This is a genomic window from Rathayibacter sp. AY1G1 (genome assembly GCF_002932095.1).
Taxonomy (GTDB): Bacteria; Actinomycetota; Actinomycetes; order Actinomycetales; family Microbacteriaceae; genus Rathayibacter.
This window is the reverse complement of record NZ_PSUZ01000022.1, coordinates 1-21,872: the sequence shown is the minus strand read 5'-3', so window position 1 is coordinate 21,872 and position 21,872 is coordinate 1. Positions and strand designations below refer to the sequence as shown.

Below are 21,872 nucleotides of genomic sequence, written 5' to 3'. Positions count from 1 at the left end.
CCCGTGCCCGACCGGCACGCCCACCCCGCGCACGTGAGTCGAAGGAGACGCATCGATGAGCACCACCGCCGCCCCCCGGAGCCGCCGCTCCGGCATCCGCGGGCACGAGGCCCGCTACGGCTGGCTCTTCACCCTCCCGGCGATCGTCGTGATCGGCGTGTTCCTCGTCGTCCCGATCGGCCTCGCCCTCTGGGTCAGCGTCAGCAACTGGAACGGGCTCGGCTCGCCCCTCGGGCCGACCGCGCAGTTCGTCGGAGCCGACAACTACCGCGCGGTGCTCACCGACTCCGGCCTGGCGCAGAAGGACTTCGGCACCGCGATCCGCAACAACGTCTACTACGTGCTGCTCGTGGTGCCGCTGCAGACCGCGCTCGCGCTCTTCCTCGCCGTGCAGGTGAACCGGCGGATCCTGCGGGGCCGGGGCTTCTTCCGCACCGCCTTCTACTTCCCCTCCGTCACCTCCTCGATCGCGATCACCGTGATCTTCCTGTTCCTCTTCTCCGCCTCGGGCGTCGTCAACGCGGTGCTCGGCTGGTTCGGCGCCGACGGGCCGACCTGGATGGCCGACCCGACCGGTGTCCTGCACTCGCTCCTGGGCGCCGTCGGCGTCGACGGCTCCGGGCCGCTGGCCGCGGGCGCCCCGCTCGGCCTCACCTGGTGGGACTGGCTGTCCGGCCCGTCCGTCGCGATGTGCGTGCTGATCACGATGGCGATCTTCACCACCTCGGGCACGTTCATGCTGCTGTTCCTCGCGGCGCTGCAGAACATCGGCGCCGAGATCGACGAGGCGGCGCTCATGGACGGCGCCGGCCCGCTCCGGAAGTTCTTCTCGGTCACTCTGCCGATGCTCAAGCCCACGCTCTTCACCGTGCTGACCCTCGGACTGATCGGCACCTGGCAGGTGTTCGACCAGATCTACCTCACCGGAGGAGGGGCGCCGGGCAAGACGCTGCTCACCCCGGCGTACCTCGCCTACGAGTCCTCGTTCACGGATCTCCGCTGGGGTCAGGGCGCCGCGATCGCCTTCATCCTCTTCTTCATCATCGTCGTGCTGACGCTCCTGCAGCGGGCGCTCCTCCGCGAGAAGGGGGAGCCGCGTCGGCGCCCCCGCCGCGCCGCCCGCGCCGACGCCGCGACGACCCTCACCACGGGAGGCATCCGATGAGCACGCTGACCGAGCCCGGCACCCGCGCCCCCGAGAGCCCCGAGCCCGCCGCACCGGTGCCGCACCGCCGCATCCGCCTGGGCGCCCGCGGCCGCGCGTCGCTGATCGGCGGCTACCTGCTGCTGATCGCGCTGGCGCTGGTGTACATCTACCCGTTCCTGATCTCGGTCGCGTCGTCGTTCAAGTCGGACGCCGACGCCACCGCGAACCCGCTGTCGCTGCTGCCCGCGACCTGGTCGTTCGCCTCCTACGAGCGGCTGTTCACCGACGTCCCGCTGCCGCTGTGGACGCTCAACTCGGTGATCGTCACCGTGTTCGTCACCGTCGGCCGGGTCTTCTTCGACTCGCTGGCCGGCTACGCGCTGTCGCGGCTGCGCTTCCGCGGACGGGGCCTGCTGTTCGCGCTGTTCATCGGAGTGATGAGCGTGCCCGCGGTGGTGCTGCTGATCCCGCGGTTCCTGATCCTCAAGCAGCTCGGCCTCTACGACAGCTACGCGGGGATGATCGTCCCGCTGATCGTGGACGCGGCGGGGATCTTCATCATGAAGCAGTTCTTCGACTCGATCCCGCTCTCCATCGAGGAGGCCGCGCGGATCGACGGGGCCGGAGTGTTCCGGACCTTCCGCTCGATCGTGGTGCCGATGGCGCGTCCGGCGATCGTGACGCTGTTCATCCTGTCGTTCCAGGGCTCGTGGAACGAGTTCTCGCACTTCGTGGTGTCTCGGCAGTCGCCGGAGCTCAACACGCTGACGACCGGAGTCGCGTCGCTCGTGTCGGGGCAGCTGGGCACCGGCAACCAGTACCCGCTGCAGCTCGCGGCCGCGGTGCTGATGTCGATCCCGGTGGCCGTCCTGTTCTTCGTCTTCCAGCGGCGGATCATGAACACGACCGAGGGCGCGGAGAAGGGCTGACGCGGGGGCTCCGGCTCCTGCTGAGCGAGCATCGCGCGTGGGTGACCGGTTCCTGCTGATCGAGCAGCGCACAGGGCGCGTATCGAGATCCGTGTCCGTGCGACGGGCCTCGATACGCCCCTGCGGGGCTGCTCGACCAGCATGCGGGAGTGCCGCCGCTACTTCGCGAGGAACTCCAGGACGGCGCGGTTCCACTCCTCCGGGTGGCTCACGGTCACTCCGTGCGGGGCGCCGTGGACGACGTGCAGCTCGGAGCCGGGGATCGCCGCGTGGGTGCGGGCGCCGGAGCCCTCGAACGGAACCGTGCCGTCGCCGTCGCCGTGGATGACGAGCGCGGGCACCGACACGTTGGGCAGGTCCTCGCGGAAGTCGGTGGTCGCGAACGCGGTCATGCAGGCGAGGGCCGCGTGCTTGGCCGACTGCTTCGCCAGAGCGATCGCCTCCTGGCGCTGCTCCTCCGTCACCTTCAGCACGCCGTCGACCGAGAAGAAGTCGGTGGTGAACTGGTCGTAGAAGTCGTCCTCGCTCTTCGTGAGGCCCGCGGTCATCTGCGCGGCCTGCGCCTTCTCGAGCGGGCCGTCCGGGTTGTCGTCCGTCTTCATCAGGTACGGCGGGACGGCCGAGGCGAAGACGACGCTGTGCAGGCGCTCGGCGCCGTACTTCGTGAAGTAGCGGGCGACCTCGCCGCCGCCCATCGAGAAGCCGACCAGGGTGACGTCCTGCAGGTCGAGCTCGGTGAGGAGGGTGTGCAGGTCCTCGGTGAGCGTGTCGTAGCTGTAGCCGGTGAGCGGCTTGTCGCTGCGCCCGAAGCCGCGGCGGTCGTAGGTGACGACGCGGTAGCCGGCCTCGGCGAACGCGGGGACCTGCTCCTTCCATGACTCGCCCGAGAGGGGCCAGCCGTGGATGAGGACCACGGGGCGGCCCGATCCGCCGGTGTCGTCGACGTGCAGGTCCGTGTCCTTGAAGAGTCCGTGGTGGGCGGTGATCTCGGCCATGGCGAGTGCTCCTTCCGGCGCCGACGATCGGCGTCACTTGATGTTCGAGGACGTCCCTGCGAGCGGATGGCCGGGGCGGGGAGGGTTGACAGCTCCTGTCACTCCGCGACGACGGCCGCGGCGAGGCCCCGCAGCGCGGTGTGCAGCCCGGGGCTCATGGGCAGCCCGGCGTCGAGCACCGCGTTCGCGGCGGCGACCAGCACCGGTGCCGCGGGGGAGGAGACCACGGTGAGGCCGACGGGCGGATCCGTGTCGCCCGAGGGCCGCACGACCAGGACGAGCCGGGAGCTGGGAGCGCTCGTGCTGATCGTCGCTCCCGATCGGGCGGGCAGCACCGCGAGGGTGCCGCGGCCGACGAACTCGCGCTCCTCCCGACTGGCGACGGTGAACGCGCCCTCGAGCGGGAGCAGGAGCACCACCGACCCCGGGTCGGCGCGGGGGCTCGGGCGGAAGTCGATCGTGCCGGCCGTGTGCCAGATCCGCCGGAGGAGCACGCCCTCGGCGGCCGCCTCCTGCCCGGTGACGGCGAACGCGGGGTCGGGCCCGGCCTCGGCGTGGCGGGCCCGCAGCCAGTGCCGGGCGGAGTCGCCGCGGAGGGGCATCGGGCGGATCAGCGGATCGGACACGGCGGCTCCCGAGGAACGCGGACCTGAATCGGCCGAGACAGTGAGGAACCATCATCCTAGGAGCGGCGGGAGGCGTGGTCTCCGGAGTGGCGCGTCCTCACATGCCGATGCCACCCCGGCCGCGCTGAGCGCGACGCCGGAGCGGCATCCGAAGGGTGGTGCGGACTACTGGAATCCGCCGCCGCGGTCCTCCGGGTCCTCGATCGGGTCGGAGTCGGGAGTGTCGATCGAGTAGGTCACGTGGACCGCCTCGCCGACCTCCTTCGCGGAGACGGCGTTGTACACGAGGTGCGTCTCCTGGCCGTCGACGGCGGCGTAGACGTCGACCTCCTTCTCGTAGCCCCCCTCGGTGCTGACGCGGTTCTCGGTCTGGCCGTCGAACGGCCCGCCCTGGAAGAAGGCGAGGTAGCTCTCGCCCTCGGCGAGTGCGCGGATGTCGTTGCTCATGCCCCCAGGTCTACCACTCGGCGCCTCCCCGCCGCTCGGCCTTGCGCTCGGCGGGCGGAGGAGGGCCGGGAGCGGCAACGACCGGGCCGCGAGGCGCTGGCACTGCTCGACGGGATCTCTCCGCACGCGCCGTCAGGGCACGAGCCGCTGCGTGATCGAGGCCGTCGGCCCGCTCAGCGCGATCTCGGCGAGCGCGCCGTTGACCAGGGGCATCTGCGGCGGCTGGTGCCCGGTGTCGACGTCGAGGATCACCGGCACGCCGAGATCGCCGAGAGCGCGCTGCACCGCGTCCTCCTGGCTCAGCTCGGGCAGGGACGCGCCCTCGGTCCGGCCGATCAGGACGCCGGTCGCCTGCTCGAACCAGCCCGCGAGGCGGAGGGAGGTGAGCATCCGGAGCACCGAGACGGAGTCGGACCCGGCCGCCTCCAAGTAGACGACGGTGCCCTCCGGCGCGTAGCGGCGAGCGAAGCCCGGCACGTCGCCGTAGGGCGTGCCCGCGAGCAGGGACACCGTCTCGAGGCATCCGCCGATCAAGCGGCCGGACATCGCCGCGTCCGCTGCCCCGTCGAGCGAGCGCCAGCGGGCCGGCTCCTCGTAGGCCCGATCGCGGTCGAGCGGCTCGTCCGCCCACGCACCCCACGGACGGCTCCGGCGTCGCGGCGCGGCGTGCTGCGTGAACGCGGCTCCGGGCTCGAGGCCGGCGACCTCCGTCCAGCGGTGGAACCCGACCGGCAGCTCCCACGGCTCGTCCATCAGATTGGCGCCGTGGATCGTCGCGAGCCCGGTCGTCGTCGTCAGGGGCAGGAGCAGCGTCGAGACGTCCGACCAGCCGACGAACCAGGGCCGGGCCTCCGCGAGGGCGTGCCAGTCGAGCCTCTCCAGCAGCTCGACGGCGAGCTCGCCGCCCCACGGAGGAAGGACCGCGTCCCCGCTCCGGAAGGCGTCGTGCAGGTCGGCCGCCCGATCCGCGGCGGACGCCGGAGCGAGTCCGCCGAGGAGGGCGTGCGGCCGGACCCGGACGTCGTATCCCGCCGAGCCGAGTCGGCGCGCGGCGTCCTGCAGCCGGTCGTGCAGGTGCGCGGGGACTCCCATCGAGGGCGCGGGCACCTCCACCCGGCCTCCGGCGCGGAGGGGTGCGGGGTACGTGATGCTCGCCATCCGACGACGCTAATGCCCCTCGAGGCGACCGGCTTCGGATGCCCGGTCCGGCGAGTACCTCCGCGCCCTTCCTGCCCCGACTCGCCAGCCGAGCGCGATCGCGAGAGGGGTCAGCGCGAGTGCCGCGCCGCCCACCCACCCACTCGTGCGCAGCGCCGCCCGCCGGGAAGAAAGATGGGGCCAGGAGGCGCACCGGAACGTGACGTCCCGGTCTCGCGCAGGCGTCTCGGCTCCGCTGCTGCCTGCGGCGATCAGCGCTACGCGGCGCCTTCAGCTCGTGAGGCGGCCGATCTCATCGTCGGAGAGGAGGCGGTCGGAGGAGAGCACGATGCGAGCCGCGGGGTCGGGGCTGTGCGCGTCGGGGCCCTCCCACCTCCGGTCGAGACCGAGTCGAGCGACCGTGCGGTGCGATCGCTCGTTGTGTTCCGCGACGACCGCGGTCACGGGGAGCTCGGGTCGGAGCCGCCGCGCCCGCGCGATGCCTGCGGAGGCGACCTCCTGGGCGTACCCCCTGCCCCAGTGGTCCGGATGAACGGTGAACGCGACGTTCCAGGCCGTGTCGGCGAGGAGGGTGCATCCGCCGATCCCGATCGCGCCGTCCGCGCCGCCTTCGGGACTCCGCAGCCGGACGACCCAGCTGCTGAGGTCGTCCCGTGCCCACTGCGCCGTCCGGCGGGCGAGCACCGCCCGGGTCTGCTCGACGGAGTCGTGCCGGAGGAGGGGGTCGCCCGCCGCGATCCGCTCGTCGGAGTACAGCCGCCACAGCTCGTCCAGATCGCTCTCGGCGGGACGGAACAGCCGGAGCCGCTCGGTCGTCTCGTCGGGGCGATCACCGGCACCGATGCTGCTGCCGCTCGCTCGAGGAGGGACTCGCGACCATCGGGGCGGTCGCCGAGGAGTGAGGCGAGCGCGGTGACCGCGCCTGGACGTCCACCTGCTCAGCCCGTGATCAGGCCGGTGAGGCGGTCGGCGGCGGCTCCGACGGTCGAGACCGCGCTGACCGTGAAGAGGCACGCGACGCCCCAGAACCAGGTGCGACCGGGTGCCCCGGCGCTGCGCCGCTCGAAGGCGAGCCACCAGGCGCCGACCACCGAGACGCACGCCGCGACCACCGAGCCGAGCGCCATGCGGACGTACTCCTCGGGTCCGGGGGAGGACCAGGCCGTGGTCGCGAGGACGACGAGCAGCGGGGCCACGATCATCCCCAGTGCGCCGAGCAGCACCGCGTGGAGGTGACTGCGGGGAGGGGCCCCGGCCGTCGTCGTCGCGGTCCGCGTCCGTGTCGTGTCCATGCCGCGTCCCCCGTCGCCGCGGCCCGGTCCGCGCTGCCCCGACGCTATCCGCTCGCCGTCCCGCCGTCACCCCGCACCTCGAAGTGGGCCGCGTGCCCGGGTGGGGTCAGCACCGCGCCGCCCCGGCCGAACGCCGAGAACGTAGGATGTCCGGGATGACGATCGGACGCCGCCTCTTCCTCTCGGGAGCCGCCACGGGAGTCGGGCTCCTGGCCCTCGCGGGCTGCACGCCGTCGCGTCCGACGCCGACCCGCTCGGTCACGAAGGCCCCCGTGCCCACGCCGAGCACCACCGCCGTCCCCGCGCCGGCCGCCTTCGTGCGCTCCGCCTGGGCCGAGGATCCGTACGCGCTCGGCTCCGTCTCCTACCTGCCCGTCGGCGCGACGCCGCAGCACCGCACCGACCTGGGCACCGCGGTCCTCGACCGCGTCTTCCTCGCGGGCGAGGCCACCGACACGGAGGCGCCCGGCACGCTCCAGGGCGCCTGGAGCTCCGGGGTCCGCGCGGCCGCCGAGATCAGCGCCGTCGCCGACGAGGGCGAGCGGATCGCGATCGTCGGGGCCGGTCTCGCCGGAGCGGTCGCCGCGCGGCGCCTGTCCGACGCGGGCTTCGACGTCACCGTGGTCGAGGCGCGCGAGCGCACCGGCGGCCGCATCGCCACCGCGACTCCGGACGGCTGGCCGATCGCCGTCGAGACCGGAGCCTGGGCCCTCACCGGCGCGGGAGCCGCCCTGCGCGAGAGCATCGCGGACGCGGGCGTGGTCACGACCGCGGTCGACCTCGCCGACGTCCGCTCGAGCGATGCCGACGGCGCGGCTCTCGACACCGGCACCACGGGTGCCGACGCCCTGACCCGTGCTCTCGAGTGGGGAGCGGAGCAGCCGGAGGATCTGGCGCTCGCCGAGTCGTTCGCCGGCTCCGGAGCGCCCGATCCCGCCGAGGCCGAGCCGGGCTCCGGCGACGGCGACGCCGCCCGCGTGGCGGCGCACCTCGCCGGGACGACCGCACTGCGCACCGGCGCCGCTCCCGAGGAGCTCTCCTCCTGGTACGGACTGGGCGACGCCTCCGCCGCCACGACCGCGGAGGAGCTGAGCGACGACTCCGGCGACGCGCTGCTGACCGACGGGCTCGCGCCCCTGGTCGACACCTTGCTCGCTGACGTCGAGGTCTCGCTGCGCGCCGTGGTGAGCGGCATCGGCTACACGGAGACCGGCGTCAGCATCCGCCTGGGCACCGGCGAGTCGTTCACAGCCGACCGGGTGCTGGTCACCGTGCCGATCGGGGTGCTCCAGACGGACGCGATCGCCTTCGACCCGCCGCTCCCGTTCGCGCAGCGCGCGGCCGTCGCGGCCCTCGGCTCCGGTGTCGTCGAGACGCTGTGGCTGCGCTTCGACGAGGCGTTCTGGGAGGCCGACGCCCCCGCGCGCTGGTCGCTCGTCGGCTCCGAGGCGGGCATCACCGAGTGGCTCAATCTTCAGCCGTCGACCGGCGAGGCGGTGCTCGTCGGGCTGGTCGGAGCGGATCAGGCCCTCTCGCTGCAGGATCTCAGCGACGACGAGCTGGTCACCCTCGCGCAGACGGCGCTCGAGCCGTTCGCCGTCGTCCCCGGCTGACGAGCTCGCGGAGCCGCGCCAGCGGCCCCCGCCACTCCGACGCGTGCGCCGCCCCGAGCGGCCGCACCCGGCTGAGCGCGAGGACGAACGCGGCGATGCCGGAGATCAGGCTCAGCACGATCACGTCGTAGAGCACGAACATCACGGGGCCGTCGACCTGGCCGGGGTCGAGGAAGAAGTACGGGTACCAGCCGATGAGGGCCCCGCGGACCAGGGTGATGACGCCCCAGACGATCGGGAAGCCGAGCACGGTCAGCGCCCCGCGCCAGGCGACCGGGCGGCGGCCGGGTCCGAGGATCCAGTCGAGGATCGCGAGCGTCGGGATCACGAAGTGCAGGAGCGCGCTCGACCAGGGCACGTCGACCCGCACGCCGCGGTTGTTGGCCTCGACCGCGATCAGCCCGAAGACGATCCCCGACACGACCATGTAGGTGAGCACGAGCGCCCGCACCGTGCTGAGCCAGCGCGGCTCCCGCTCGCGCGCGAGGGCGACCAGGCCGGACAGGCCCAGCACCACGACCCCGGCCATGTTCGACTGCGTCGTGAAGTAGGCGAAGAAGTTGTCGATCTGGAACGCGCGGAAGCCCAGGGTGTAGAAGAAGTCGCCGACGAGTCCGACCGCGCCCAGCCCGGCGAGGGCCAGGCGGAGGATCGCGAACGCCTTCCGCACACCCGCTCCGATCCGTCGCCGCTGGGCCCGGAGGGCCGGACTTCCGGACGATTCTACGGTCGCCGCGCTCGGAGCTCCCCGAGCGCGCGGCTCCGCCGGACGGGGGAGGCGGGCCCCGCGGAGGCGATCTAGCGTGAGGGATGGCGCGCGCACAGCACGGGAAGGGTTCGGGTCGGATCTCGTCGGAGGAGGCGTCCCGGCGCTGGAACGCGGTCACGGGTCCGCTGTTCCTCGCGGCGGGAGCGGTCTTCGCGGTCCTCGGGAATCCGGTCTGGCCGGTGTTCCTCGTCCTGGGGATCACGTTCCTCGGACTGACCGCCGGCCCCGGGAGGCCGACGAGCCGGAGCGGAGCGCAGGAGCCGGACCGCGATCGGTGACGCGCGCTCCGCGACGCGGACACTCGCCGGTCGCGTTGCCGGGATAGCGTGCGTGTCATGCCCTTCACGCCGAGCCACGCCGTCGTCGCGCTCGCGTTCTCGAACGGCCGGATTCCCGCCGCGGCCGTGGCCATCGGCGCGATGGTCCCGGACATCGGCATGTACCTCCCGATCGCCGTCGCCCGCGAGTCCACCCACTCCCTCCTCGGCGTCGTCACCGTCGACCTGCTGCTCGGGATGCTCGGCCTCGCGCTGTGGAGCGCGGTCGTCGCTCCGGCCTGGCGCGACCTCGCGCCCGCGCTGGTCCGCTCGCGCCTGCGTCCCCGGCGCTCGCCTCCCCGCGGGGCCGCCGCATGGATCCGCGTGCTCGTCTTCGCGGCCGCCGGCATCGCGATCGGAGCCGCCAGCCACGTGATGTGGGACGGCTTCACCCACCGGGGCGGCCTCTTCGTCTCGGCGATCCCGCTGCTGCAGAAGGAGCTCGGGCCCTTCCCCGGCTTCCGATGGGCGCAGTACGCGAGCGGTGTGCTCGGGCTGCTCGGGCTCGGGATCGGCGCGGTGGTCTGGTACATCGGTCGCCGTCCCCGGAAGCTCCGCTCCGACGGCCGGCAGCCGGTGCGCATCGCGGCCGCGGCCGTGGTGCTCGCGGCCGCGGTGGTTCCCGCCGGGATCGTGCTGGCGGGTGCGGGCATCGATCCGCTCGACGCCGCCTACCGGGCGCACGTGGTGCGGGCGGCGATCCTGCTCGTGGGCGGCGGCGCGGCGGCCGCGGTCGCCGTCGCGGCGGTCTGGTGGCTCACCGGCCGAGGGGTGCGCGGGGCCATCGTCTGAGACGGCGGAGGACGAGCCTGTCGTCTCAAGGGAGCACGGGCATCCGTCGCGAGGAGGATGCGCCGGTGCATAGCCCACCGATAGCGTCGGACACGGCCCGTTGGGGCGGGCCGCCTTCGGGGGAAGGCACTAAGGGGAAATCGGGGGCTCGCGGCACACGCCGCGGGCCCTCTACCCGTTTCCGGGCCGCTGCCGGCAGCTCCCGTCGCCTCAGCGCCGCTTCGAGCGCGGCCGGTTCTGCGCGGCCGGGCGCTGCGGGATGCGCGGAGCGCCCTCGCCGGCGGCTCCCTGGGGGAGCGAGGACGCGGGCGGGATCGGGCGGCGGGTCACCGGGCGCACCGGCTCGCCGCGGCGCGTCTGGCCGGGGATCGGCCGGGAGCGGCGCCCGTAGATGAGCTCGGACGAGTCGAGCAGCCACGGCACCAGCGCCACCGTCACTCCGTGCACCAGCAGGAGCTTCTGGCGGATCCGCCGCGACTTGTGGTTGTGGAGGAACGCCTCCCACCAGTGCCCGACGATGTACTGCGGCATGTAGACCGTCGTGATCTCGGAGCCGTGCTCGAGGCGGTGGGCCTTGATGTACTTGATCAGCGGGTACGAGATGTCGCGATAGGGCGAGGCCACGCAGCGCAGCGGCACCTCGATGTCCATCTGCGCCCAGTCGGCCTTCAGCTGCGCGGTCTGCGCGTCGTCGATGGAGGAGTGCACCGCCTCCAGCGTCTCGTGCCGCGCCGCGATGGCGTAGTCGAGCGCCTTCAGCGTGGGCTTGTTCATCCGGCCCACCAGCACGATCGCGTGGTCGCCGTTGGCGCCGAAGGTCGTGGTCGGGTCGACCTCGATCTCCTTCTCGACGTCGCGGTAGTAGCGGTAGACGCCGGCCATCAGGACGCCGAGGATCGGCATCACCAGGTAGACGAGCCAGGCGCCGTGGGTGAACTTCGTGATCGTGACGACGACGAGCACCGCGAACGTCAGCGTCGCGCCGAACAGGTTGATGGCCAGGCTCGTGTAGACGGTGCGCGAGCCCTCGCCGTTGCGGATCATCCGCACCCAGTGCTTGACCATGCCCGATTGCCCGAGCGTGAACGAGACGAAGACGCCGATGATGTACAGCTGCACGAGGCTCGTGAGCGAGGCCTGGTAGACGAGCAGGATGATCGCGGCGACGAGCGCCAGGATGATCACTCCGTTGGAGTAGATGAGGCGGTCGCCGCGGGTGTTCAGCGACTTGGGCGCGTAGCCGTCGCGGGCCAGCACGGAGCCCAGCAGCGGGAAGCCGTTGAACGCGGTGTTCGCCGCGAGGAGCAGGACGGCGGCGGTCGCGGCCTGGATGATGAAGAACAGGATCGTGTTGTTGCCGAACGTGGCGGCGGCGACCTGCGCGATCACGGAGCGCTGCGGGGTCGTGGCGCAGTCGGCGAAGCCCACCAGGTGGCAGGCGTTCTCGGCGTAGTGCACGTTCGAGAGCAGGGCGAGGGCGGTCAGGCCGACGAAGAGCACGATCGCGATCGTGCCCATCGCGACGAGGGTGCGCTGGGCGTTCTTGACCTTCGGGGCGCGGAACGCGGGCACACCGTTCGAGATGGCCTCGACGCCCGTGAGCGCCGCGCAGCCGCTCGCGAAGGAGCGCAGCAGCAGGAGGACGACGGCCGCCTGCGTGAGCTGCTCGCCCTGCACGGTGAAGCCCGCCGACTCCGCGACCGGGGTGTCGCCGAAGGCGGTGCGGACCAGGCCGACGACGACCATGACGAAGACGCTCGCGACGAAGAGGTACGTCGGGACGGCGAAGGCGCGGCTCGACTCCGAGACGCCGCGGAGGTTCACGGCCGCCAGCAGCACCACGAAGAGGATGGCCAGCTCGACCCGCAGCGGCGCCAGCTCGGGTACTGCGGAGATGATGTTGTCGACTCCGGAGGCGACCGACACGGCCACGGTGAGCACGTAGTCCACGAGGAGGGCGGCGGCGACCGTGAGGCCCGCCGTCTCGCCCAGGTTGGTGCGGGCGACCTCGTAGTCGCCGCCGCCGGACGGGTAGGCCCGGATCAGCTGGCGGTAGCTCAGCACCACCACGACGAGGAGGACGACCACGCATGCGGCCACCCAGGGGGCGAAGGTGAGGAAGGAGAGCCCGCCGAGCAGCAGGATCATCAGCAGCTCCTGCGGCGCGTAGGCCACGGAGGAGAGCGGGTCGCTGGCGAAGATGGGGAGCGCGAGCCGCTTCTGCAGCAGCTGTCCCTCGAGCTTGTCGCTGGGGAGCGGCTCGCCGATGAAGAAGTGCTTGGCGGTGCGCAGCTCGGTCGCGTCGGCCGATGATCCGTCCGCGGCGGACGGGGGCCCCTCGTGTGTCACGAGCGATGACACTACTCCGTGCGAGGGGGCAGTCAAGACGGCCGGGAGCGGGCCGAGCGGAGGCTGATCCCGCGCTGTGACCGGGAGTTTCCCGGTGCGGCGGGGAGCGACGGCCGGCGTCCTCGCGGCCGGCGCCCCGAGCGGGGGGTCAGCGGCCGTCGCGGGTCGCGGCTCCGATCAGGCCGGTGAGGCTGTCGCGGAGCGCGGTGAGCTCCTCGAGGGGGACGTCGAGCCGCTCCACGATCTGCGGAGGAACCTGCAGGGCCTGCTCGCGGAGGGCCGCTCCGGAGGGGGTCAGCGCGACGTCGAGGCGGCGCTCGTCGTCGCTGCTCCGGGCGCGCGTGACGTGGCCGCTCGCCTCCAGGCGCTTCACGAGCGGGCTGAGCGTGGCCGGCTCGAGGCGGAGCGCGGAGCCGAGGTCGGCGAGCGAGCGGGGGCTCCGCTCCCAGAGCGCGAGCATCACGAGGTACTGCGGGTGCGTGAGCCCGAGCGGCTCGAGCACGGGGCGGTACAGCCCGATGACGGTGCGCGCCGCGACGGCGAGGGAGAAGCAGACCTGGTTCTGGAGGGCGAGCGGGTCGGTTTCCACGGCGTCATCCTCTCATCGTGCCCTGATGGTTAGTACACTAAGGATATGACGCGGAAGAAGACCGGCTCCCTCTACCAGCGCTTCAACGCGCGGCTGTTCCCCTGGATCGGCCCGCCGCCGCTCGGCCCGTACGACCAGCCCGAGCAGGAGGCGCCCGCGGGGCAGGCATGCCCGCTCTGCGGCCGGCCGATGTCCGAGCACGTCATCGACCGCTCCGGTCCGCGCACCCAGCTGTACTGCCCGAGCGACCCCTCCTGAGTCGCACGCCCCCGTTCGGGGGTCAGGGGCTTCGGGCGGCGGGGGCGGATGATGAGCGCATGTCCCGTCTGAGCCCCACCGCCGCCCGCGTCGTCCAGTACAGCCGTTTCGGCGACGCGGACGTCCTCGAGATCGTCGAGGTCGAGCGGCCGAAGCCCGGGGCGGGCGAGGTGCTGGTCGAGGTGCTCTCCGCCGGGGTGAACCACATGGAGGCGTTCATCCGGCAGGGCCAGTTCGACTCCGACCACTCCGCGGCCTTCCCGATGCGCCAGGGCACCGACTTCTCGGGCGTCGTCGTCGCCCTCGGCGAGGGCGTCACCGACATCAAGCTCCGCAGCGACGTGGTCGGCCACGCGCTCGTCGGCTCGCACGCGACCCACGTCGTGGTGCCGCGCCGCAACCTCGTCGCCAAGCCCGCCTCCGTGAGCTGGGAGGTCGGCGGCGCGCTGTTCCTCGCCGGAGTGACCGCGTGGCGCGCGCTCGAGGCCACGCACGTCGGACCCGACGACACCGTCCTCGTCTCCGCGGCGGCCGGAGGAGTCGGCAGTCTCGAGATCCAGCTGGCGAAGCTCCGTGGCGCGACGGTGATCGGCACCTGCGGCGAGCGCAACTTCGACTACCTCCGCCAGATCGGCGTGAAGCCGGTGGTCTACGGCGACGGGATCGCCGACCGCATCCGGGCCGCGGCGCCCGGCGGGGTCACGGTGTTCCTCGACAACTTCGGCGGGGAGAACGACGCCCTCGCCGACGAGCTCGGCATCGCGGCCGGCCGATTCCACTCCAGCGACGACCGCAAGGAGATCGAGCTGCGCGCCGTCTGGCCCGACGCCGAGACCGCCCAGCGCGACACCGAGATCCTCGGCGAGCTGGTCGGCCTCGTCGGCGAGCAGAAGCTGCGGGTGCTCGTCTCGGGCTTCTACCCCTTCGACCAGGTGCAGGACGCCTTCGACGACCTCGAGAAGCGGCACTCGCGCGGCAAGATCGTGCTCGGCATGAACCCGGTGGACCCGGCGAAGGTCACCAAGGCGCGCGACATCCACGAGGCCGGCCGCTAGCCGCACCCTCCCGGCGGCTGTCCGGGCTGCTCTCCGGGCGGCCACAATGGGGCCGTGGCGCGCGGACGCCCGGGAGGAGTGACGCGATGGAGGAGCCCGTCGTCGCGATCGTCTGGATCGTCTCGTTCGTGGTGGTGACCGTCCTGGTCACCGGGCTGTCGGGGCGGGTGAACTGGTCCGCTCCCGTGGCGCTCGTCGCCGTCGGAGCCCTCGCCTCCTTCGTCCCCGGGATCCCGGAGGTGGTGGTCGAGCCGGACGTGGTGCTGTTCGGGATCCTGCCGCCGCTGCTCTACGCGGCGGCGATCCGCACCTCCGTCCTCGACGTCCGCGCTCGCGGCGACAGCATCCTCCTGCTGTCGGTCGGGCTCGTCGTCTTCACGGTCGCGGTGGTCGGCGCGGTGGCCTGGATGGTCGTCCCGGCGATCACGGTCGCCGCGGCCCTCGCGTTCGGCGCGATCGTGGCGCCCACGGACGCGGTGGCGGTCACGGCGATCGCGGGGCGGCTCCGCCTGCCGCGGCGCATGCTCACGGTGCTCGAGGGCGAGAGCCTCCTCAACGACGCGACCGCGCTGGTGGCGCTGAACGCCTCCCTCCTGGCGATCGTCAGCACGGTCACTCCCGGGCGCATCGCGCTCGACTTCGTGCTGGCCGTGGCGGTGGGCGGCGGGGTCGGGATCGGCATCGCCGTGCTGCTCGGGTTCGTGCGCAAGCAGGTGCAGTCGTCCGTCCTGGACACGAGCCTCTCGCTGGTGACGCCCTACGTCGCGTTCATCCCGGCGCAGCTGCTGCACGGCTCCGGGGTGCTGGCGGTCGTGGTCGCGGGGCTCTACCTGGGCTACCGGGCGCCGGTCATCCAGTCCGCGCAGGCGCGGATCGCGGAGTCGCTCAACTGGCGGACGATCCAGTTCCTGCTCGAGAACGCGGTGTTCCTCTTCATCGGGCTGAGCCTGTCGTCGGTGGTGGAGGCGACGGCCGACTCGGGCATCGGGGTCTGGCAGACGGTCGGCATCGGCGCGGCCGTGCTCGCGGCGCTGGTCGGGAGCCGCGTGGCCTGGATGTGCATGACGACGCTGCTGTTCCGGCACGGTCCGCGCCGGCTGCAGCAGCGCGGGTGGACCTGGCCGACCGCGATCGGGGTGTCGTTCGCGGGCATCCGCGGCGTGGTCACCCTCGCCGCCGCGTTCCTCCTGCCCGCGGAGACGCCGCAGCGCGCGTTCCTGCAGTTCCTCGCCTTCATCGTGGTGGCGGGGACGCTCGTCGAGGGGCTCGCGCTCCCGCGGCTCGTCCGCGCCCTGAAGCTGCCGGCCCCGAACGAGATGCAGGAGCACGTCGAGAAGCAGATGCTGCTCGCCGAGGCGCAGGCCGCCGGGCTCGCCCGGCTCGACGCGGAGCCGCAGGACGGAGTGGAGGACCGCGTTCTCGACCGGCTGCGGCGGAACGCGACGTTCCTCGCCGACGCCCTGGAGAACCCGCCGGAGGGCGAGGGTGTGGAGCCGCTCCCGCAGGCCTACAACCGGCTCCGGCGCGTGATGATCGCGGCCGAGCGGGAGGCGGTGCTCCGCGCCCGCTCCGAGGGGCGGTACCAGGAGCCGGCGGTGGTGAGCGCTCTGGCGTTCCTCGACGTGGAGGAGGAGGCGCTGGCGGTCGGGCGGCAGTAGCGCCGGGAGGGCGGGGACCCCGGGCGGGATCCCCGCCCTCCCGGCGGTGAGGTGTCCGGGCTCAGTCCAGGGTGGAGCGGACCGAGGCGCGGGCCTCGTCGAGCGCGGCGCGCAGGGCGTCGACGCTCGCGGTCGTCACGGATCCCGAGGAGGCGGCGGTGCGCAGCTCCGCGCGCAGCTCGTCGCGGAACTCGGTGAGCAGCACCTCGGCGTCGCGCAGGGCGATCCGCGAGGCGGTGCGCGCGTCGGGCGAAACCGGCGCGGTCTGCTCCGGCGCGGGCTGCTCGGAGGGGGTGCCGGACGTGTCCTGCGGGCGCGGCTCCTCGGCGGAGTGCTCCGGTCGGCGTCCGGGCTCCCGCGAGTCGCGGGCGGCGCTGGCCAGGTCGGCGCGGAGGCTCTTCATCGCCTCCGCGACGCCGAGGCGGACCTCGTCGGCGAGCCGGCGGACGGAGTCGGTGAGCTCCTCCTCGATGTCGCCCAGGTCGGTCGCGCGGTTCGCGAGCTCGGCGCGGCCGGCGTCGGTGATGGAGTAGACGGTCTTGCGGCCGTCGGCCTCCTTCGTGACGAGTCCCTCCTCCTCGAGCTTCGCGAGGCGCGGGTAGACCGTGCCGGCGCTGGGCGCGTAGGTGCCGCCGAAGCGCTCGCTGAGCGCCTGGATCAGCTCGTAGCCGTGACGCGGCGACTCGGCGAGGAGGTTGAGCAGGTAGAGGCGCAGGCGGCCGTGCGCGAAGACGGGGCTCACAGCGAGCTCCCGTCCATCGGGCGGCGGCCGTCGGCGGGGCCGGCGCCGGGGGAGCCCCAGCCCTCGCCCACCGAGGCGGAGGACGCGGCGACGGACCGGCGGACGACGACCACGTCTCCCGAGACGGAGTTGGCGGCGACGTCGACCCACTTCGAGTCGAGCGAGCCCGTGGTCGAGGTGAAGCCCCGGCCGAAGGTGCCCTTGACGACGGAGCCGTCGAGCTGGAGCGTGCCCGAGACGGTGTTGATGCGGTAGCGGGCGCCGAGGCCCTCGTCGACGCGGATCGTGAGGTCGCCGCTGACGGTGTTGGCCTGGATCCGGTCGGGGGTGCCCTCGGCGTCGACGAACACGCTGCCCGAGACGCCGTCGACGGTGAAGCGGGTGAGCTCGCCGGTCGCGGTGACGTCGCCGGAGACGGTGCGCGCGGTGACGCGGCCGGTGTGGCTGCGGACCGAGAGCTCGCCGTGGACGGTGTTCACCTCGATGTCGCCGTGCAGGCCGTCGACGACGATGTCGCCGCCGACCGTCGAGACGCGGGCGTCGCTGTGGAGACCCGAGACCAGGCCGTCGGCCGAGACGGTGTCGAACTTGAGGTCGACGCCGCGGGGGACGAGGAGGCTGATGTCGGCGCGGTCGCCGCGGCGGCCGAGACCCTTCACGACATCGACGATGGTGTCCCAGCGGAGCTGGACGTGGTCGATCTCGAGGCGGTCGCCGTCCATCGAGACCTTGAGCGGGCGACCGTCGACGCTGTGGACCTCCACGCGAGCGGTCGGCTCGTCGTGGGCGATGACGTCGATCTGGCCGCCGACGAGGGCGACCTTGACCGAGCGGACGACGTCGAGGTCGATGACCTTCGTCTCGCCGGCCTGTACGAGCCATTTCTCGAGGGACATGAGCTCCTCCTCCTGCACCGGGGTGCCTTTCTGAAACGCGATACATCGCGAGTGGACGAGAATCACGATATATCTCGATCGTTGCGGTCGGCAACGGGGCTCGGCCGGTTCCCAGCGTCGAGGGGCCGGGACCGGGGCGGGGCCGAGGCGGGATGAGGCCGGGGGCCGGAGCCGAGGCCACCGTCGAGGGGGTGAGGCCGCGGCGGGCGCCGTGGTAGACCGGGCGCATGGACCCGATCGCGGCACTCGAGGAGATCGCAGCACTGCTCGAGCGGGAGCGGGCCTCCCGCTACCGGGCGAAGGCGTTCCGCCGGGCGGCCGCGGTGCTGGAGGGGATGGCGTCCGCCGAGCGGGACGACCTCGCCCTCGTGCGGCGGGCCTCCGGGATCGGCGACACGACCTTCACGGTGATCGAGCAGGCGCGGTCGGGCCGGGTGCCCGACTACCTCGCGGAGCTGCGCGGCTCCGCTCCTCCGCCCGCGAGTGCTCTGCGGGGACGGCTGCGCGGCGACCTCCACAGCCACAGCGAGTGGTCCGACGGGGCGACGCCCGTCCTCGCGATGGCGGACGCGGCCCGCGCGCTCGGCCACGAGTACCTGGCGCTCACCGACCACTCGCCGCGGCTCCGGGTCGCCCACGGTCTCAGCGCGGAGCGGCTGGAGGAGCAGCTGGCCCATCTCGCGGGCCTCGACACCGGGACCCTGCGGCTGCTCAGCGGGATCGAGGTCGACGTCCTCGAGGACGGCGCGCTCGACCAGACGGACGAGCTGCTGGACCGCCTCGACGTGGTCGTCGCGAGCGCCCACTCGAAGCTGCGGCTGCCCTCCCGCGAGATGACCGCCCGGCTGGTCGCGGCGGCCTCGGATCCGCGGACCGACGTCCTCGGCCACGTCACAGGGCGGCTGGTGTCGGGCGAGCGCGGCACCCGCCCGCCGTCGACCTTCGACGCCCGGGCCGTGTTCCGCGCGTGCGCCGACCACTCCACTGCGGTCGAGATCAACGCCCGCCCCGAGCGCGAGGACCCGCCGGACGAGCTGATCGCGCTCGCGCTCAAGAGGGCTGCCTGTTCTCGATCGACAGCGACGCGCATGCTCCGGGTCAGCTGGGCCTGCTCGACTACGGGGCGGAGCGGGCGGAGCGGCTCGGCGTCCCGGAGGAGCGGATCGTGACCACCTGGCCGGTCGAGCGGCTCCTGGAGTGGACCCGCGGCTGAGGATCCTCGCGCGTTGCGCAAACGAACTGCGGCCATCACCCCCTTGACAGGAGGCCGTACCGCGGGAGGAGATCCGACGCAAGTGGCGAAATCCCAGCCGCCCACACGGCATGCTCGGTACCGGTCCGCTCCTCCTGGGCCGCTCCAGCGGTCGGGAGTCGCGCTCCGTCGCACTCTCCGCTCCGACAGACCAGGTGAACCATGGCCACGCAGACCGCTCTCGACGCCGTGCGCGCCGCTCCCACTCTGCTCGAGGCCGTCCGGATGGCCGACGAGCTGACGGTCGCCGCGGTGAGCGACGGCGGCGGCCGCGCGGTGCGCCTGCTCACCCGCGCAGCCCTGGACCCCTCGGACCAGCTCACTGCGATCGCGGCCGTGCACTCGCTCGCGCAGGTCTTCGACGAGGAGGCCGACCTCGCGCTGCTGATGCTGCTCGAGGACGAGCGCCCGTACCTCCGCGAGCACGCCGCCTGGGCCTTCGGCGGGCGCCTGCCCCGCCCCGCCGCGCTCGGACCGCTGCTGCGCCTGGTCCGCGACGGCGGCTTCTCCGGCATGCTCGCGCAGCGCACCGTCCTGCTCTGGGCCTCCTCGACCCCCGACCTCGTCGCCGTCGCGCTCGAGGGCGCGCTGCTCGGCGAGCGCGAAGCGGCGGCCCGGGCACGGCTCGTCGAGACCCTGGGCCTCGTGCCCGGCACGATCGCCGAGCGCACCCTCCTGCACGTGGCCGCCGATCGCGCGGAGGGGCTGGAGGCGCGGGCCGCCGCGACGGACGCGCTCGGCGAGCGCGGCTCCGACGACGCCGAGCTCCTGCTCACCGGCCTGGCCGAGGAGGCGGCGCCGATCGGGCCCCTCGCCCGGCTCGCCCTGGGCGACCTCGCCCCCGCACCGGCCGTGGAGGCCGGACCGACGGTCGCGCAGCTCTTCGTCCACGCCGACATCGACGGCACCCTGACGCGGGTGGGCGCCGGCGACAACGGCGGCATCGCGACCCTGCTGGTGCGCCTGGGCGACTCGCTCGTCGAGCAGGAGGGCATCGACCGGGTGCTCACGCTCTCGCGCGGGACCCCGGCCGAGGCCGAGCGCGCGCTCGGCGAGCTGCCCGACTCCGGCCACGGCTTCGCTCCGGTCCCGTTCGTGGGGCCGCACGTCGCCATGCCCCAGGCGTGGAGCCGCCGCATCGCCGCCGAGCGCGGCATCCGCCGGATCCTGCGCGAGGCCGGCCGGGTCGACGTGCTGCACCTGCGGATGGCGGACGTCGGATCCCTCGCGGCGGCCGCGGTCGCCCGGGAGCTCGAGATCCCCGTCGTGTTCACCCTCGCTCCGGATCCGCACGCCCTGATCGCGGGCCTGGACGCGTCCGGCGCCCTCACCCGCGCGGACTTCGGCGAGCGCGACGCCGCCGAGCACTTCTGGTTCCGCGTGCGCCTGGTGCAGCGCCTGGCCGCCGACGCCGCGCACACCGTCCTGTTCCCGCGGGAGGAGCTGGCGGCGACCATCCGCGAGCTGATCGGCGTCGACATCACCGCGCACCCGGAGCGGCACACGATCGTCCCGGAGGGGATCGACGTCGGCCTGGTCGAGCGCGGCGAGGCGGCTGCGCGCGCCTCCGCCGCCGGTGAGCCGGTCGCGCTGGACGAGGGCGGAGACCTGGCCTCGCTCGACCTCCTGCTGGAGGAGCTGCCCGAGCACCGCCGCGGCCTCCCGCTGCTGCTCAGCGTGGGCCGCCTGCACCGGGTGAAGGGGATGGCGGCGCTCGCCGAGGCCTGGGCGTCCGACCCCTCGCTCCGGGAGCGCGCCAACCTGCTCCTGGTCGGCGGCGACCTCGCCGACCCGAGTCCTGACGAGCGCGAGCAGCTCGACCGCATCCGCGCCGTCGCGTCCGACGGGCTGCTCCTGGCCGGCCACCGCCCGAACGGGACCGTGGCCCGCTGGCTCGGCGCGATCCGGCACGGCCGACCGGGGCTCTCTGCTCCGGGAGGCGCCTACGTCTGCGCGAGCGTCAAGGAGGAGTTCGGCATCGCCCTCCTCGAGGCGCTCTCCGCAGGACTGGTCGTCGTCGCTCCGGCGACAGGCGGGCCCGCGACCTACGTCGAGGAGGGGGAGACCGGCTTCCTGGTCGACACCGCCGACCCCGCGGCGCTCGCCGCCGGCGCCGCCGCCGCACTGGATCTCGCAGGAGGGCCTCTCGGCGAGCACGCCGCGGCCCGCGGGCGTGCGATGGTCGCCGAGCGCTACACGGTGCAGGCCATGGCTCATGCCCTCTCGGGCGTCTACGCGCACGCGACCGCGGACCAGGAGCGTCCTCTCCGCTCGCCGCTCGTGCTGGGGGCCTCGTGACCCTGCTGATCATCAGCCCCGACTACGCGTCGCACCTGCTGCCGCTGGCGACCCTCGGCACAGCGTGGCAGGAGGCGGGCGAGCGCGTCGTCGTGGCGACCGGCGACGCGACGCGCTCCATCGTGGACGGCTTCGGATTCGAGCACATCGCGCTCCGGCTGGGGCGCGGCTCCAACCCGGGCACGATCCGCGCGGAGGAGCAGGCGCCCGACGAGGGCGCGTCCCTCCGCGGCTTCTTCGACGCCACCCGGCGCGGGATGGTCCCGACCCTCGCCTACCAGGCACGGGAGCGGCTCACCGACCTGCTCTGGGATCCGGCCGGCGTCGCCGCGCGCCTGCGCGTGATCCTCGACGAGGTGCAGCCCGACGCGATCGTGGTCGACCACCTCGCCTTCACCGCGCGCGTGGCGCTGAAGGCACTCCGCGTGCCCTACGGCGACGTCGTGCTCGGCCACCCCAGCGCGCTCACGGTGCCCGGCGAGGTCTACGGCTTCCCCCCGGTCTGGCCGGACGCCTTCGCTCCGGAGCCGGACGACCTCGATGCGCTCCGCTCCCTCTGCGAGCGTGTGCGCGACTCCTTCACCTCGGAGTGGAACGCCGCCCTCACCACCCTCGACCCCGGGGCGGCGCCCAGCGCCGACGCCTTCGCCGAGAGCGGCGACGTCCTGCTGCTCAACTACCCGGGCGAGC

Annotated in this window: 20 protein-coding genes and 2 pseudogenes; 11 read left to right on the top strand and 11 right to left on the bottom strand. The window is 73.4% G+C overall.

The window, feature by feature from the left end; all coding sequences use genetic code 11:
* Window positions 1-55 precede the first annotated feature (55 nt).
* Window positions 56-1,165, top strand: a complete 1,110-nt coding sequence (locus C5C36_RS12735; protein WP_104238714.1) for a carbohydrate ABC transporter permease — start codon at window positions 56-58, stop codon at window positions 1,163-1,165.
* Window positions 1,162-2,076 (top strand): carbohydrate ABC transporter permease, encoded by a 915-nt coding sequence (locus tag C5C36_RS12730; RefSeq protein WP_104238713.1) that lies wholly within the window; start codon window positions 1,162-1,164, stop codon window positions 2,074-2,076. Before C5C36_RS12735 ends, C5C36_RS12730 begins: the two co-directional genes overlap by 4 nt.
* A gap of 158 nt (window positions 2,077-2,234) precedes the next feature.
* Here the strand turns inward: C5C36_RS12730 and C5C36_RS12725 are convergent, their stop codons facing one another.
* The 6 genes from C5C36_RS12725 to C5C36_RS17655 all read right to left on the bottom strand — a co-directional run bounded on the left by C5C36_RS12725 (window position 2,235) and on the right by C5C36_RS17655 (window position 6,594).
* A complete protein-coding gene (locus C5C36_RS12725) occupies window positions 2,235-3,071 on the bottom strand; it encodes an alpha/beta fold hydrolase (RefSeq protein WP_104247393.1) in 837 nt (278 codons plus the stop codon).
* A gap of 98 nt (window positions 3,072-3,169) precedes the next feature.
* On the bottom strand, window positions 3,170-3,697 hold the full coding sequence (locus C5C36_RS12720) for a hypothetical protein (protein ID WP_104309843.1): 528 nt from the start codon (window positions 3,695-3,697) through the stop codon (window positions 3,170-3,172).
* A 165-nt stretch (window positions 3,698-3,862) separates the two neighbouring features.
* The gene (locus C5C36_RS12715; RefSeq protein ID WP_104223758.1) at window positions 3,863-4,144 is read right to left on the bottom strand and encodes an oligoribonuclease; all 282 of its coding nucleotides are present in this window, start codon (window positions 4,142-4,144) and stop codon (window positions 3,863-3,865) included.
* Between the two features lie 132 nt (window positions 4,145-4,276).
* On the bottom strand, window positions 4,277-5,302 hold the full coding sequence (locus tag C5C36_RS12710) for a S66 peptidase family protein (RefSeq protein WP_104288434.1): 1,026 nt from the start codon (window positions 5,300-5,302) through the stop codon (window positions 4,277-4,279).
* A gap of 270 nt (window positions 5,303-5,572) precedes the next feature.
* Window positions 5,573-6,316: a GNAT family N-acetyltransferase gene (locus C5C36_RS12705; RefSeq protein ID WP_181133815.1), complete on the bottom strand. Its 744-nt coding sequence runs from the start codon at window positions 6,314-6,316 to the stop codon at window positions 5,573-5,575.
* On the bottom strand, window positions 6,241-6,594 hold the full coding sequence (locus C5C36_RS17655) for a hypothetical protein (RefSeq protein ID WP_181133814.1): 354 nt from the start codon (window positions 6,592-6,594) through the stop codon (window positions 6,241-6,243). Before C5C36_RS17655 ends, C5C36_RS12705 begins: the two co-directional genes overlap by 76 nt.
* Window positions 6,595-6,749: 155 nt before the next feature.
* Here C5C36_RS17655 and C5C36_RS12700 point away from each other — a divergent pair, with 155 nt between their 5' ends.
* A complete protein-coding gene (locus C5C36_RS12700) occupies window positions 6,750-8,207 on the top strand; it encodes an NAD(P)/FAD-dependent oxidoreductase (protein ID WP_159940124.1) in 1,458 nt (485 codons plus the stop codon).
* On the opposite strand, the gene C5C36_RS12695 is transcribed toward C5C36_RS12700, so the two are convergent.
* On the bottom strand, window positions 8,158-8,877 hold the full coding sequence (locus C5C36_RS12695) for a Pr6Pr family membrane protein (protein ID WP_104233845.1): 720 nt from the start codon (window positions 8,875-8,877) through the stop codon (window positions 8,158-8,160). The genes C5C36_RS12700 and C5C36_RS12695 overlap by 50 nt on opposite strands.
* A 140-nt stretch (window positions 8,878-9,017) precedes the next feature.
* On the opposite strand from C5C36_RS12695, the gene C5C36_RS12690 reads away from it, so the two are divergent.
* Window positions 9,018-9,254: a hypothetical protein gene (locus tag C5C36_RS12690; RefSeq protein ID WP_104309841.1), complete on the top strand. Its 237-nt coding sequence runs from the start codon at window positions 9,018-9,020 to the stop codon at window positions 9,252-9,254.
* Window positions 9,255-9,311: 57 nt separating this feature from the next.
* The gene (locus C5C36_RS12685; RefSeq protein ID WP_104309840.1) at window positions 9,312-10,085 is read left to right on the top strand and encodes a DUF4184 family protein; all 774 of its coding nucleotides are present in this window, start codon (window positions 9,312-9,314) and stop codon (window positions 10,083-10,085) included.
* A 210-nt stretch (window positions 10,086-10,295) separates the two neighbouring features.
* Here the strand turns inward: C5C36_RS12685 and C5C36_RS12680 are convergent, their stop codons facing one another.
* Both C5C36_RS12680 and C5C36_RS12675 read right to left on the bottom strand, forming a co-directional pair.
* Window positions 10,296-12,434, bottom strand: coding sequence for an APC family permease (locus C5C36_RS12680; RefSeq protein ID WP_374952928.1), 2,139 nt, complete (start codon window positions 12,432-12,434; stop codon window positions 10,296-10,298).
* Between the two features lie 148 nt (window positions 12,435-12,582).
* Window positions 12,583-13,023 (bottom strand): MarR family winged helix-turn-helix transcriptional regulator, encoded by a 441-nt coding sequence (locus tag C5C36_RS12675; RefSeq protein WP_104223751.1) that lies wholly within the window; start codon window positions 13,021-13,023, stop codon window positions 12,583-12,585.
* Between the two features lie 45 nt (window positions 13,024-13,068).
* Between C5C36_RS12675 and C5C36_RS12670 the strand changes: the two genes are divergently transcribed.
* From C5C36_RS12670 to C5C36_RS12660, 3 genes are all read left to right on the top strand, one after another.
* Complete coding sequence (locus C5C36_RS12670; RefSeq protein ID WP_104223750.1) at window positions 13,069-13,281, top strand: hypothetical protein; 213 nt, start codon at window positions 13,069-13,071, stop codon at window positions 13,279-13,281.
* A gap of 59 nt (window positions 13,282-13,340) precedes the next feature.
* Window positions 13,341-14,336: an NADP-dependent oxidoreductase gene (locus tag C5C36_RS12665; protein ID WP_104223749.1), complete on the top strand. Its 996-nt coding sequence runs from the start codon at window positions 13,341-13,343 to the stop codon at window positions 14,334-14,336.
* 86 nt (window positions 14,337-14,422) lie between these two features.
* Entirely contained in the window at window positions 14,423-15,994 is a 1,572-nt protein-coding gene (locus C5C36_RS12660; RefSeq protein WP_104223748.1) for a sodium:proton antiporter, read from the top strand.
* Between the two features lie 61 nt (window positions 15,995-16,055).
* On the opposite strand, the gene C5C36_RS12655 is transcribed toward C5C36_RS12660, so the two are convergent.
* Window positions 16,056-16,736, bottom strand: coding sequence for a PadR family transcriptional regulator (locus C5C36_RS12655; protein WP_104247409.1), 681 nt, complete (start codon window positions 16,734-16,736; stop codon window positions 16,056-16,058).
* Window positions 16,733-17,632, bottom strand: a complete 900-nt coding sequence (locus C5C36_RS12650) for a hypothetical protein (RefSeq protein WP_258063310.1) — start codon at window positions 17,630-17,632, stop codon at window positions 16,733-16,735. The genes C5C36_RS12655 and C5C36_RS12650 overlap by 4 nt, the downstream gene beginning before the upstream one ends.
* Before the next feature lie 227 nt (window positions 17,633-17,859).
* Between C5C36_RS12650 and C5C36_RS12645 the strand changes: the two are divergent.
* From C5C36_RS12645 to C5C36_RS12635, 3 genes and pseudogenes are all read left to right on the top strand, one after another.
* A pseudogene (locus tag C5C36_RS12645) lies at window positions 17,860-18,845 on the top strand (PHP domain-containing protein).
* 201 nt (window positions 18,846-19,046) lie between these two features.
* Window positions 19,047-21,182, top strand: a complete 2,136-nt coding sequence (locus C5C36_RS12640) for a glycosyltransferase (RefSeq protein WP_104263103.1) — start codon at window positions 19,047-19,049, stop codon at window positions 21,180-21,182.
* Window positions 21,179-21,872 (top strand): annotated as a pseudogene (locus tag C5C36_RS12635) (glycosyltransferase); the annotation flags it as partial. The gene C5C36_RS12640 and the pseudogene C5C36_RS12635, both read left to right, overlap by 4 nt.

What these genes read in the sequence shown, in the direction of transcription:
- C5C36_RS12640 (WP_104263103.1), top strand. Translation starts at nt 19,047, where the DNA reads ATGGCCACGCAGACCGCTCTCGACGCCGTGCGCGCCGCTCCCACTCTG.
- C5C36_RS12730 (WP_104238713.1), top strand. Translation starts at nt 1,162, where the DNA reads ATGAGCACGCTGACCGAGCCCGGCACCCGCGCCCCCGAGAGCCCCGAG.
- C5C36_RS12660 (WP_104223748.1), top strand. Translation starts at nt 14,423, where the DNA reads ATGGAGGAGCCCGTCGTCGCGATCGTCTGGATCGTCTCGTTCGTGGTG.
- C5C36_RS12715 (WP_104223758.1), bottom strand. Translation starts at nt 4,144, where the DNA reads ATGAGCAACGACATCCGCGCACTCGCCGAGGGCGAGAGCTACCTCGCC.
- C5C36_RS12700 (WP_159940124.1), top strand. Translation starts at nt 6,750, where the DNA reads ATGACGATCGGACGCCGCCTCTTCCTCTCGGGAGCCGCCACGGGAGTC.
- C5C36_RS12735 (WP_104238714.1), top strand. Translation starts at nt 56, where the DNA reads ATGAGCACCACCGCCGCCCCCCGGAGCCGCCGCTCCGGCATCCGCGGG.
- C5C36_RS12725 (WP_104247393.1), bottom strand. Translation starts at nt 3,071, where the DNA reads ATGGCCGAGATCACCGCCCACCACGGACTCTTCAAGGACACGGACCTG.
- C5C36_RS12650 (WP_258063310.1), bottom strand. Translation starts at nt 17,632, where the DNA reads ATGTCCCTCGAGAAATGGCTCGTACAGGCCGGCGAGACGAAGGTCATC.
- C5C36_RS12670 (WP_104223750.1), top strand. Translation starts at nt 13,069, where the DNA reads ATGACGCGGAAGAAGACCGGCTCCCTCTACCAGCGCTTCAACGCGCGG.
- C5C36_RS12685 (WP_104309840.1), top strand. Translation starts at nt 9,312, where the DNA reads ATGCCCTTCACGCCGAGCCACGCCGTCGTCGCGCTCGCGTTCTCGAAC.
- C5C36_RS17655 (WP_181133814.1), bottom strand. Translation starts at nt 6,594, where the DNA reads ATGGACACGACACGGACGCGGACCGCGACGACGACGGCCGGGGCCCCT.
- C5C36_RS12690 (WP_104309841.1), top strand. Translation starts at nt 9,018, where the DNA reads ATGGCGCGCGCACAGCACGGGAAGGGTTCGGGTCGGATCTCGTCGGAG.
- C5C36_RS12665 (WP_104223749.1), top strand. Translation starts at nt 13,341, where the DNA reads ATGTCCCGTCTGAGCCCCACCGCCGCCCGCGTCGTCCAGTACAGCCGT.
- C5C36_RS12710 (WP_104288434.1), bottom strand. Translation starts at nt 5,302, where the DNA reads ATGGCGAGCATCACGTACCCCGCACCCCTCCGCGCCGGAGGCCGGGTG.